Source organism: Comamonas sp. HJ-2, assembly GCF_053615495.1.
In genome coordinates this window covers 43,955-56,192 of sequence record NZ_JBSIFD010000001.1, presented here as the reverse complement: position 1 = coordinate 56,192, position 12,238 = coordinate 43,955, and the positions used below count along the sequence as shown (strand labels likewise).

The following is a 12,238-nucleotide window of genomic DNA, read 5'->3' as shown; positions in this document are numbered from 1 at the left end:
GCCATGCCGCCCGGGCAGCTTGCCCAAGAGCTCAGAAGCAGGCCCAGACCTGGTCTGCGAGTGTGAGCATGAATTCCGGTTGCAGATACAGGGCAAACACCGCCAGCAGCAGCACGAGCACGGCACACCAGATGGAGATGCGTTGCCAGAGTTTGAGCTGCATGGTGGTGTCTCCGGTATCAGGCGGCGCTGGGCGCGCGGCGCACAATGGCTGCCTCGCGCACGGGCAGGTTGACGACGGCGGCAAAAATGCCCAGGGCAATCGAGATGTACCAGACCATATCGTAGTTGCCGTTGATATCGTAGAGATAGCCGCCAAGCCATACGCCCAGGAAGCTGCCGATCTGGTGGCTGAAGAAGACAAAGCCGCCCAGCATGGACAGATGCTGCACGCCGAAGATCTGGGCGATGGTGGCATTGGTCAGCGGCACGGTGGACAGCCACAGAAAGCCCATGGCGGCGCAGAAGGCATAGACCGACCAGGGCGACAGCGGTGCCAGCAAAAAGGCCACGGTGGCCACCGAGCGCAGACCGTAGATGCCCGACAGCAGGTAGCGCTTGGGCAGCTTCTGGCCCAGATTGCCGGCCAGATAGGTGCCGAAGATATTGAACAGGCCGACCAGTGCCAGCGAATAGCTGGCCACATGGGGCGCCATGCCGAAGTCCTTCAGATAGCTGGGCATGTGCACCCCGATGAACATGACCTGGAAGCCGCAGACAAAGTAGCCCGCCATCAGCAGCAGAAAGCTGGGGTAGGTCCAGGCTTCCCTGAGCGCCTGGCCCACGGTCTGCTCGCGCTTGATGGGCGTGCTGCCGCCAAAGCCCGGCTCGCGCAGGCCAAAGGCCAGGGCGGCGATCAGCAGCGCGAACAGCGCCAGTATCAACAAGGCATTGGACCAGCCGAACTGCGCGATCAGCTTGCCTTCCACGGGCACCATGAAGAACTGGCCAAACGATCCCGCTGCCGCGGCCACGCCCATGGCCCAGCTGCGCCGCGCCACGGGAATCTGCCGGCCCAGCACGCCGTAGATCACGGCATAGGTGGTGCCGGCCTGGGCCGCGCCGATCAGCACGCCGGCGGTCAGCAAAAACACGGTGGCATCGGGAGACAGCGCCATGCCGGCCAGGCCCAGCGCATAGAGGATGGAGCCGCCGATCAGCACCTTGAAGGCGCCGATGCGGTCGGCCAGCATGCCGACAAAGATGCCCAAGATGCCCCAGGACAGGTTCTGCACGGCAATGGCCAGGGAAAAGTTCTCGCGCGTCCAGCCCATCTCCTGGGTGATAGGTTGCAGCCACAGGCCGAAGCCGTGGCGTATGCCCATGGAGAGCGTGACGATGGCGCCACCGCACAGAAGAATCTGCGCCATGGACATGGGGGCTTGAGTTGTCTTTGTAGTCATGCCGTGTGTGCGAAAAAAGGCTTGGGGTGCGGTCAACTTGTCACTTTAACGAAACAAGCTGTTTTGCGCCTGCACAGGCCGTCACATGCGTGGCAGGCTGCCCTGCCAGAATGCGTGACCGGCAAGCTGCGGCGCGGGAGCCGGAGCTGGGCAGAAAAAAATAAAAAGTGAGCGCTTTGCGCAATCCGTGTAATGGATATTGATTTGAAACTATCCATAACGCATGAATGGCAAGCGGTAAATGCTATTGTTTTCAGAGTATCCGCAGCGATGAAGACCCGGTAAAAACACGTTGCCAAGACAGATGTTCGGGCTTTGTGCAAGAGTATTGGGAGTAAACAACTGTGAATTTATCCAGCTCTCATTCGGAGAGGCCACTACAATCCGCCCCCATGGCAGTCAAACCGTCCAACGAATATTCCGAAGGCTCGATCCGCGTTCTCAAGGGTCTGGAGCCTGTCAAACAGCGTCCCGGCATGTATACGCGCACCGACAACCCCCTGCACATCCTGCAGGAGGTGATCGACAACGCGGCCGACGAGGCGCTTGCCGGCTACGGCAAGAAAATCAAGTTCACCATGCACGCCGACGGCTCCTATAGTGTGGAGGACGACGGGCGCGGCATTCCCTTTGGTCTGCATCCCGAGGAAAAGGCGCCCGTGGTGGAGCTGGTCTTCACCCGTTTGCACGCGGGCGGCAAGTTCGACAAGGGCAATGGCGGCGCCTACAGTTTCTCGGGCGGTCTGCATGGCGTGGGCGTCTCGGTGACGAATGCGCTGGCCACGCGCCTGGAGGTGCAGGTGCATCGCGACGGCCAGGTGGCCACGCTGGTGTTCTCGGGCGGCGATGTGATCGAGCCGCTCAAGGTGCGCCCTCTGCAGGCCGGCGAGCGCAAGCAGGGCACGACGGTACGTGCCTGGCCCGATGCCAAATACTTCGAATCCTCGGCCCTGCCCATGGGCGAGCTGGTGCATCTGCTGCGCAGCAAGGCCGTGCTCATGCCCGGCGTGGCCGTTTCGCTGGTCAACGAAAAATCGCGCGACACCCAGAGCTGGCAGTTCAAGGGCGGCCTGCGCGACTATCTGGCGCAGAGCCTGAATGGCGAGCCCGTCATTCCCCTGTTCGAGGGCGAGGGCTTTGCCGACAAGAACAACGACAGCTTTGCCGAAGGCGAGGGCGCGGCCTGGTGCGTGGCCTTTACCGAAGATGGCGCGCCGCTGCGCGAAAGCTATGTCAACCTGATTCCGACCACGGCGGGCGGCACGCATGACAGCGGCCTGCGCGACGGCCTGTTCCAGGCCGTCAAGGCCTTCATCGACATGCACTCGCTGCTACCCAAGGGCGTCAAGCTGATGCCCGACGACGTGTTCGCGCGCGCCAGCTATGTGCTCAACGCCAAGGTGCTGGACCCGCAGTTCCAGGGCCAGATCAAGGAGCGCCTGAATTCGCGCGATGCCGTGCGTCTGGTCTCGGGCTTTGTGCGCCCGGCGCTGGAGCTGTGGCTCAACGAGCACGTGGACTGGGGCAAGAAGCTGGCCGAGATCGCCATCAAGGCGGCCCAGACCCGCCAGAAGGCGGGCCAGAAGGTGGAAAAGCGCAAGGGCAGCGGCGTGGCCGTGCTGCCCGGCAAGCTGACCGATTGCGAGAGCAAGGACATCGCCGTCAACGAGGTGTTCCTGGTCGAGGGCGACTCTGCGGGCGGCAGCGCCAAGATGGGCCGCGACAAGGAAACCCAGGCGATCCTGCCGCTGCGCGGCAAGGTGCTCAACACCTGGGAGGTGGACCGCGACCGGCTGTTCGCCAACAACGAAATCCACGATATCTCGGTGGCGATCGGCGTGGACCCGCATGGCCCCAATGACGAGCCCGACCTGTCCGGCCTGCGCTACGGCAAGATCTGCATTCTCTCGGATGCGGACGTGGACGGCTCGCACATCCAGGTGCTGCTGCTGACGCTGTTCTTCAAGCATTTCCCCAAGCTCATCGAGGCCGGCCACATCCATGTGGCGCTGCCGCCGCTGTTCCGGGTGGACGTGCCGGCGCGCGGCAAAAAGCCCGCCATCAAGGTCTATGCGCTGGATGCGGGCGAGCTCGATGCCATCATCGAGAAATGCGCCAAGGACGGCGTGCCGCGCGAGAAATGCCAGGTCAGCCGTTTCAAGGGCCTGGGCGAGATGAATGCCGAACAGCTGTGGGAAACCACGCTGAACCCCGATACGCGTCGTCTGCTGCCGGTGCAGTTCATGAATCTGGACTTTGCACAGTCGGAGGCCGTGGTCACCAAGCTCATGGGCAAGGGCGAAGCCGCCGCCCGCCGCGAGCTGATGGAGCTGCATGGCGATGCCGTGGAGGTCGATATCTAGGCGGGCGTTACAACGCCTGCACTAGCGCTCACCAGCGGTCGATGGAGCCAGCCATGCACAAGCCCATGTTCGATGCCTCACCCAGCCAGCCGCCCGCGCGCGGCGGGTTCGCGTCCGTGCGCTTGCGACGTGCGGTGGTGGCGGCCCTGCTGGCGGGCTCGGGCTGGCTGGCCCTGGCGCCGGCGGCGCATGCCGATCTCTGGGCCTATGTCGACGAATTCGGCGTCACGCACTTTGCGGCCGAGGCGCTGGACGAGCGCTACAAGCTGTTCTTCAAGGGCGAGCTCTACGACAGCAGCCAACCGGGTCTGCAGCTCAAGCAGGATTCGGCGGCCGAGGGGCTCAACGCCCGCACGCGCATGCAGAGCTTTTTCGAGGTCTCGCCGCGCTACAAGAGCGTGAGGCCGCATCTGCAGAAAGCGGCCGAGAGAACCGGCGTGGACTACGACCTGATCAAGGCCGTGATCGCCGTGGAGTCCGGCTTTGATGCCCAGGCCGTCTCGCCCAAGGGCGCTGTCGGCCTGATGCAGCTGATGCCGGCCACGGCAGAGCGCTTTGGCGTGTCGGCCAGCAAAAAGCGCAGCATGCAGCAGCAGCTGGCCGACCCGGCCGTGAACGTGCCTGCCGGCGCGCGCTATCTGAGCTATCTGATGGACTTGTTCCCGGGCCGGCTCGATCTGGTGCTGGCAGCCTATAACGCGGGCGAAGGTGCGGTGCAGAAATTCGGCAAGGCGATTCCGCCCTACAAAGAAACAATGAATTACGTCAAGGCCGTCACGGGCATTTACGAGCAGTTGCAGGCAGCCCGGCCCCTGAGCGGCCGGCTGGCTGCGGCCGGCTCGGCTGGCCGCGGCGGCTCCCGCATACGCATGACTCTGCCGGGCGCGGCCTCTGCGGCTGCGGACGCGCAAATACCTTGAGTCGCCGGATCGGCGCAATTTGGAAAATCACGAAGAATTCATGAGCGATCAAACCACACTGGATTTGTCTCAACAAGCCGCTGGCGATGCACTGGACCTGGGTCAATACGCACAGCGCGCCTATCTCGAATACGCTTTGTCGGTGGTCAAGGGTCGTGCCCTGCCCGATGTCAGCGATGGCCTCAAGCCCGTGCAGCGCCGCATCCTCTATGCCATGGACCGCATGGGTCTGGGCTATAGCGGCCCGCACGGCAATACGGCGGCCAAGCCGGTCAAGAGCGCCCGTGTCGTCGGCGACGTGCTGGGCCGCTTTCACCCGCACGGCGACCAGTCGGCCTACGACGCACTGGTGCGCATGGCCCAGGACTTCAATCAGCGCTATCCGCTGGTCGACGGCCAGGGCAACTTCGGCAGCCGCGACGGCGACGGCGCAGCGGCCATGCGTTACACCGAGGCGCGCCTGTCCAAGATCACCGGCCTGCTGCTCGACGAAATCGATATGGGCACCGTGGACTTTGTGCCCAACTACGACGGCAGCACCCAGGAGCCCAAGCAGCTTCCGGCGCGTCTGCCGTTCTCGCTGCTCAATGGCGCCAGCGGCATCGCCGTGGGTCTGGCAACGGAAATCCCGAGCCACAATCTGCCCGAGGTGGCAGCGGCCTGCGTGGCCTTGATCAAGAAGCCGCAACTGCCCGAGGAAGAGTTGCTGGCGCTGATTCCCGGCCCCGACTATCCGGGCGGCGGCCAGATCATTTCGTCCAGCAGCGATATTGCCGATGCCTACCGCACGGGTCGTGGCAGTCTCAAGGTGCGTGCGCGCTGGAAGATCGAAGAGCTGGCACGCGGCCAGTGGCAACTGGTGGTGACCGAGCTGCCGCCCGGCGTGTCGGCCCAGAAGGTGCTCGAAGAGATCGAGGACATCACCAACCCCAAGGTCAAGACCGGCAAGAAGGCGCTGAGTCAGGAGCAGACCCAGCTCAAGGCCAGCATGCTGGCCGTGCTGGACTGCGTGCGCGACGAGTCGAGCAAGGATGCGCCGGTACGCATCGTGTTCGAACCCAAGACCGGCAAGATTCCCCAGTCGGAGCTGATCACGGCGCTGCTGGCCCACACCAGCCTGGAGTCTTCGAGCTCGATCAACCTGACCAGCATCGGCCTCGATGGCCGCCCGGTGCAGAAGTCGCTGCGCCAGATGCTGGAGGAGTGGATTGCCTTCCGCTTCCAGACCGTGACGCGACGCAGCCAGCACCGGCTGGAGAAGGTGCTCGATCGCATCCACATCCTCGAAGGCCGTCAGGCCGTGCTGCTCAATATCGACAAGGTTATTGCCATCATCCGCGCCAGCGATGAACCCAAGCAGGCCCTGATCGACGCCTTCAATCTCTCCGAGCGTCAGGCCGAGGACATTCTTGAAATCCGTCTGCGTCAATTGGCGCGCCTGGAGGCCATCAAGATCGAGCAGGAGCTCAAGGAGCTGCGCAGCGAGCAGGGCAAGCTGGAGGACATCCTGGGCAGCGAAGCGACCATGCGCCGCCTGATCTGCAAGGAAATCGAGGCCGATGCCAAGACCTTCGGCGATGCCCGTCGCACGCTGATCCACGAGGAGAAAAAGGTGGTGGCCGAGGTCAAGGTGGTGGATGAACCCACGACCGTGATCATTTCCGAAAAGGGCTGGGTGCGCACGCGTCAAGGCCATGGTGTGGACGCTGCCACGCTGAGCTTCAAGGCCGGCGACAGCCTCTACGGCACGTTCGAGTGCCGCACCGTCGATCAGTTGCTGGCCTTTGGCAGCAACGGCCGGGTCTACTCGGTGCCGGTATCGGCCCTGCCGGGCGGACGCGGCGACGGCCAGCCCGTGACGACGATGATCGAACTCGAAGCCGGTACCCAGCTGCTGTACTACTTTGCCGGCAGCGAAAGCACACAGCTGCTGCTGTCGGGCTCGGGCGCCTATGGCTTCACGGCGAATGTGGGCGATATGGTCTCGCGCCAGAAGGCCGGCAAGGCCTTTGTCACGCTGGGCGAGGGCGAGACACTGTGCGCGCCTTCGGTGGTGCATGGCGTGCCCATGAATGCGCGTGCCGAATATGTGGAAGGCGGCGATCAGGGGGCCGGTTTGCTCAACCCCGCCAGCCATGTGATCTGCGCCTCGGTGGGCGGTCGCATTCTGACCTTCGAGATCGCCGAGCTCAAGGCCATGCCCAAGGGCGGGCGCGGCCTGATGCTGATCAGCCTGGAAGACAAGGACCAGCTGGCCGGCGCTGCCGCCTATACGCGCAGCATTCGCCTGGATGGCGTGGGGCGTGGCGGCAAGGCGCGTACCGAGACGTTGGAGATCCGCAGCCTCAACAACGCCCGCGGCAACCGCGGCCGCAAGGGCAAGGCCGCCGACCTGGGCTTCAAGCCCCAGGCGGTGACGCGCGTGGAATAAGTGATCGATACGCCCATGAAAAAACCGCGTCAGTTTTGCTGGAGCGGTTTTTTTGATCGGGCTTGAAGAAGGAATGGCAGAGAACGATCCGTGGCGGACGTTTGTGTCGAAGCCGTCAACGGTATCGCTTCGATCTTTCTCGGAAATTGTCACGTATAGATCTTCGTTGCCGCAAATCTCTCGCGCAGCCATGTGGCCGCGGGCCCGCTGGGCCGCTGCTTGTGCCAAACCAGCTCCAAGGCCACTGGGTGCGCCCCTTCGTCGAATCGTAGCGCTGGCATGACGAGGTCCTTGGCGATAGGCGAGCGCGCGATGATGTGATCAGGGATCAGTGCCCAGCCAATTCCTTGCTTGAGGATTTGCAGGATGACCCAGTGGCTTTCGACCCACCAGACCTCGGCAGCGACGCGAAGGCGGTGCTTTTCGGTTCCCTCGGACCTCAGGGTCACCATGATTTGGCGGTGACGCTTGAGCTCCTCCCAGTCGACAACGGTGTGCGCAAGCGGATGGTTGCTTCCGCAAACCAGTTTGAGCGGTACCCAGCCAATAGTGTGAAAGCCAAGTTCTGCGGGCAGCGATTCCTGGCGCCACATCACTCCGATATCCGCTTTTCCATCAAGAATCATATTGCTGACATCCTCCATCATGGGGAACAGCAACTCCAGTTCGACATGGGGAAAGAGGCTCGCGAACTCGGCGAATAGCTCTCCCTGCACATGCTCCGGGTAGAGCTCGTCGATGGCTACGACAAGGCGCTTTTCAACATGCGCCTCGAAGCTCGCCGCAACCCCAATGAGGTGTTCGCGGCGATCGAGGATCAGCCTGGCCTCAGCCAGCAGGCGCTCGCCCGCAGCCGTCAACGAGGGGTTGCGCCCGGAACGGTTGAACAGCATCACCCCAAGATCCGTTTCCAGGTTTGAAACCTGGGTGCTGACGGCTGATTGCGCCTTGCGCAAAGCTCGTCCGGCGGCAGAAAACGATCCTTTTTCTGCCGCCGAGACGAATGCTTCCAGTTGATCCATGGATATGCTCATCTATCTGATTTTAAGATGGAATATAACTTTTCATTATTTGATATCAAGATACATTGCACACCAATCAATGTGATTGGAGAAAAATGATGAAAACGCGCAGTCTTTCTGATCGGGTGCGGCACGCTTTGATGTTCGAGGCTATCGGGTTGATGATCATCATCCCGGCCTCGGCAGCCTTGTTCAACAAGCCCATGACGCACATGGGTGTGGTGGGTATCGGCTCTGCCACGATCGCGACGGTTTGGAATTTCACGTTCAACATCGGATTTGATCGCTGCATGCGGGAGATGTACGGCCATATTCGCAAGAGCTTCAAAGCACGCCTGCTGCACACCGTCTTGTTTGAGGCGGGTCTGTTGCTGATTCTGCTGCCGTTGATAGCCTGGTATCTGAATATGACGCTACTCGATACGCTGGTGCTCGATCTGGCTATCGTCGTGTTCTATCTTGTTTACAACTTTGTGTTCAACGTCGCCTATGACCGTTTTTTTCCGGTCAGGGAAAATAGCCGTCCTCAGGTAGTTTCCAACTTGGGCGAGGCTTCATAGTTCACAGCCCGGCTTGGGTGCCAAGTCTCATGGAGGGGCTGGCTTCATGACGTGGTGCAGGTTTGAGCTGCAGTTACGGATTCCCCGCGCAGTCCAGTGTCGGACTGAAGACTGAATTGGAGCGCCCATCATGTCGCTTGGCTTGGAGGCTAGCCAGTCGCGCTATCCAGCGAATGCCACAAGGCCTGCATCTGCGAGGCACCGAAGTCAATGTTCGAAGGTTCTCTATGAAATTCCAGAGCCGCTGGCTCACGCTTGGCGTGGTTTCAACGGCGTTGCTGCTCATCGTCATCGATATGACGGTGCTCTACACGGCGTTGCCGAGTCTGGCGCAGGCCCTGCACACCACGGCTTCGGAGAAGCTGTGGATTCTCAATGCCTACTCTTTGGTGATGGCCGGATTGATGCCTGCCATGGGTGCCTTAGGCGATCGTCTGGGCCACCGGATGGTCTTTATCAGTGGCATGGCTCTGTTTGGACTGGCCTCCGTGATTGCAGCATTTGCTCCCAGCGCCGCTGTACTGATCGCTGCTCGTGCATTGCTTGCCATTGGCGGCGCAGCCATGATGCCGGCCACGATTGCCATTGTTCGTACCACCTTCCATGACCCCAAGGAACTGGCTTTCGCCATTGGTATCTGGGCGTCTGTGGCCTCTGGTGGCGCTGCGGTGGGCCCGGTCTTGGGTGGAGTCTTGCTGGAGCATTTTTGGTGGGGTTCGGTTTTTCTGATCAACGTCCCCATCATTGCTGTGGCTGCAGTGCTGGCCTGGTGGCTGGTTCCCAAGAGCGCGGGGAATGCGAGCGTCACCATCGACTTGCATAGCTGCTGGCAAAGCACGCTTGGCATCATCGCACTGGCTTATGGCATCAAGGAATTGGCCAAGCTCGATAGTCATGTGCTCTTGGCCTGGGGGGCTTTGCTTGCGGGAGCTGTGACATTGACAGTCTTTGTGCGACGTCAACTCCGGCTGCCTCAACCATTGATTGATTTCAGCTTGCTTTCAGTCACCCCCATAGCCATGGGTATTTTTATCGCCCTCGTGGCGTCAATGATGCTGATCGGCTTTGAGTTGGTGCTCAGTCAGAGGCTGCAGTTGGTTCTGGGAAAAAGTCCCCTTGAGGCAGGAGCATTTGTTCTGCCTATCTCCTTGGGATCTTTCTTCGCAGGACCATTGGCGGGGGTATTGATTGGACGCATTGGCGGTCCACGTGTCATTGCTGCCGGCCTGGTCATGTGTGCCTCAGGCATCTGGGGGTATCTTGGCTTGAACGAGGCAGGCGCATTGTGGCAAGTGGGGGTCCTGGCCTTGTGCGGTGTGGGAATAGGCTTCAGCCTGACCGCCTCCAGCGCGCTGGTAATGACGAATGTGTCAGAAGACCGCGCAGGCATGGCGGGGTCTGTAGAAGGCGTGGCCTATGAGTTTGGAGGAGGGTTGGGGGTGACTATTTTTGGCTCCCTGATGACTGCGGTCTACGTCGCGCATGTACGACACGGCGGTATAGAGGCCATGGCTGGCAGCGGCCTGGACGAAGCGTACCGAAATACCCAACAAGGCATCCAATCTCCAGCCGTTTTACAAAGCGCAATGCAAGCGTTTGAAGCGTCTTTTGCCGCGGTTAGCGGTGTTGTCATCGCGTTGCTTTTTTCTCTCGCGCTAGTCGTTTTGGTGATGGCTCGTCATTTACCCAAGCAGCAGACGGGCAGCTGACTCCAGGCCAGAGGCAGGATTTTGAGGCTGCTCTGCTTTTGCAACAGCGCGCCGCAGCTTTGGTCCAAAGCTGTCGTTTCATAAAGCACGCGTGCGGCGGCTTTGGGCCGCCGAACGGCGACAGTCAAAATCTATTCCAAAGCAGCCCGCCTCGCTGACTCAATTCCGGCCGCCGGGGATTAATGCTCACAGCAGGAAATTCGATTTCGACCTGGGTTGAGGCCTAGCTCGCTCCAGTCCCCGGAGGCCTGTTGATGCAAAGAGCTTTGGCAAAGCTCTTGCGCCCATTCACTGCGCTGGCACAGGCAGTGCCGTGAAGGTTTGCGCGGGAGCTATTATCTGGTCGCGGCAGGCGACCAGGGGCAGGTCGCGCTGCCCCGATTCGGTGCGAGAAACCAGGGCATACAAGGTGCTCACGGCCCTGGACACGGCATCGGGCACGGCGCGCCCTTGAATCAGATGGCCCAGCAGCACGGCCGAGAACACATCGCCCATGCCGTTGGGCAGGGGGTGCAGGTCGATATAGGGCGTCTGTACCAGCCAGGACTTGTCGGCAGTCACGGCCAGCGTGGCCAGTTGGTCGGCAGGCAGATCGTCGGTGCGCAGGCTGGTGATGACGATCAGGGCCGACGGGCTGTGATGCAGCTGCGTGAGCATGGCTCGGGCCGCCTGGGTGGCCGCTTCCACGGTGCTCAGCGGCTGGCCGCCGCACAGCAGCTCGAACTCGTAATGGTTGGGCGTGATGACGCTGGCCTGGGACAGCGCGCGCTTGCGCAGAAAGTCCGGGATGCCGGGGCGCACAAACACGCCGCGCCCCACATCGCCCATGACCGGGTCGCACAGATAGTGTGCCTTGGGCTGGGCGGCGCGCACCTCCTGCACGGCGGCCAGAATGGCTTCGCCCACACCGGCATCGCCCAGATAGCCCGAGAGCACGGCCGTGCAGCGCGCCAGCACGCCGCGGGCGCGCAGGCCGTCCAGCACATCCTGTACATGGGCGGGCGTGAAGACCTGGCCCTTGAATTCGCCGTAGCCCGTGTGGTTGGAGAACTGCACCGTATGCACGGCCACGGGCTCTATGCCCAGCAGCTGTAGCGGCAGCATGGCGGCGTCGTTGCCCACATGGCCGTAGGCGACATGGGATTGAATGCTGAGAACCAGCGGGGGTGCCTGCGTGCTGGGCATAAAGGCTCTTTCGTGAGTGATCGAGATGCTTGCGGCAAGCATCGCGCTGCAAAGATAAAGTGAGCTGCTTGCGCGTGCCAATCAATCAATTCAGATAGTTTTGTATCTGAACTCTATGAATGGCAAGCGGTATTAGCTCACTTTATGTGTGTGAGCGGAAGTCTTAGCCCAGCTCGGCCATCAGCTCGATTTCCACGCAGCAGCCCAGGGGAATCTGGGCCACGCCGAAGGCGCTGCGGGCGTGCTTGCCGGCTTCGCCGAAGACTTCGCCCAGCAGTTCGCTGCAGCCGTTGGTGACCAGATGCTGCTCGGTATAGCTGGTGCTGGAGTTGACCAGGCTCATGACCTTGACGATGCGCTTGACACGATTCAGATCGCCGCCGCAGGCATGCTGCAGCGTGCCCATCAGATCCACGGCCACGGCTCGGGCTGCCTGCTTGCCTTCTTCGGTCGTCATGTTCTCGCCCAGCTTGCCGACCCAGGGCTGGCCGTTCTGCTTGGCGATATGGCCGCTGAGGAACACCAGATTGCCGGTCTGCATATAGGGCAGGTAGGCGGCTGCAGGCATGGCCACTTCGGGCAGGGTGATGTTCAGGGCTTTGAGTTTTTCATAGACGCTCATGACGGCTCCAAAAAGTGCGAGGC

General features: G+C 61.6%; 10 protein-coding genes. 5 read left to right on the top strand and 5 right to left on the bottom strand.

Features of this window, described 5'->3' with window-relative positions; genetic code table 11:
* Positions 1 to 31: 31 nt before the first annotated feature.
* Positions 32 to 163, bottom strand: a complete 132-nt coding sequence (locus tag ACWGXF_RS00235; RefSeq protein WP_003057673.1) for a hypothetical protein — start codon at positions 161 to 163, stop codon at positions 32 to 34.
* 16 nt (positions 164 to 179) lie between these two features.
* Positions 180 to 1,376, bottom strand: a complete 1,197-nt coding sequence (locus tag ACWGXF_RS00230; RefSeq protein ID WP_012837388.1) for an MFS transporter — start codon at positions 1,374 to 1,376, stop codon at positions 180 to 182.
* A gap of 419 nt (positions 1,377 to 1,795) precedes the next feature.
* Between ACWGXF_RS00230 and ACWGXF_RS00225 the strand changes: the two genes are divergently transcribed.
* From ACWGXF_RS00225 to parC, 3 genes are read left to right on the top strand one after another with little or no spacing between them, the layout of a single operon-like run.
* Positions 1,796 to 3,766 carry a DNA topoisomerase IV subunit B gene (locus ACWGXF_RS00225; protein WP_256629935.1) on the top strand — a complete coding sequence of 657 codons (1,971 nt, stop codon included), beginning with the start codon at positions 1,796 to 1,798 and terminating at the stop codon, positions 3,764 to 3,766.
* A 53-nt stretch (positions 3,767 to 3,819) separates the two neighbouring features.
* Positions 3,820 to 4,686: a lytic transglycosylase domain-containing protein gene (locus ACWGXF_RS00220; protein WP_202787639.1), complete on the top strand. Its 867-nt coding sequence runs from the start codon at positions 3,820 to 3,822 to the stop codon at positions 4,684 to 4,686.
* A 40-nt stretch (positions 4,687 to 4,726) separates the two neighbouring features.
* A complete protein-coding gene (parC, locus tag ACWGXF_RS00215) occupies positions 4,727 to 7,117 on the top strand; it encodes a DNA topoisomerase IV subunit A (RefSeq protein ID WP_452101621.1) in 2,391 nt (796 codons plus the stop codon).
* Positions 7,118 to 7,266: 149 nt separating this feature from the next.
* Here the strand turns inward: parC and ACWGXF_RS00210 are convergent, their stop codons facing one another.
* A complete protein-coding gene (locus tag ACWGXF_RS00210) occupies positions 7,267 to 8,151 on the bottom strand; it encodes a LysR family transcriptional regulator (RefSeq protein WP_039049892.1) in 885 nt (294 codons plus the stop codon).
* A gap of 83 nt (positions 8,152 to 8,234) precedes the next feature.
* Here ACWGXF_RS00210 and ACWGXF_RS00205 point away from each other — a divergent pair, with 83 nt between their 5' ends.
* Positions 8,235 to 8,699, top strand: coding sequence for a PACE efflux transporter (locus tag ACWGXF_RS00205; protein WP_237734727.1), 465 nt, complete (start codon positions 8,235 to 8,237; stop codon positions 8,697 to 8,699).
* 227 nt (positions 8,700 to 8,926) lie between these two features.
* On the top strand, positions 8,927 to 10,408 hold the full coding sequence (locus ACWGXF_RS00200; protein ID WP_256629938.1) for an MFS transporter: 1,482 nt from the start codon (positions 8,927 to 8,929) through the stop codon (positions 10,406 to 10,408).
* Between the two features lie 288 nt (positions 10,409 to 10,696).
* Here the strand turns inward: ACWGXF_RS00200 and pdxY are convergent, their stop codons facing one another.
* Complete coding sequence (pdxY, locus tag ACWGXF_RS00195; protein ID WP_012837395.1) at positions 10,697 to 11,593, bottom strand: pyridoxal kinase PdxY; 897 nt, start codon at positions 11,591 to 11,593, stop codon at positions 10,697 to 10,699.
* 163 nt (positions 11,594 to 11,756) lie between these two features.
* A complete protein-coding gene (locus tag ACWGXF_RS00190) occupies positions 11,757 to 12,215 on the bottom strand; it encodes a RidA family protein (RefSeq protein ID WP_003064600.1) in 459 nt (152 codons plus the stop codon).
* Positions 12,216 to 12,238 lie beyond the last annotated feature (23 nt).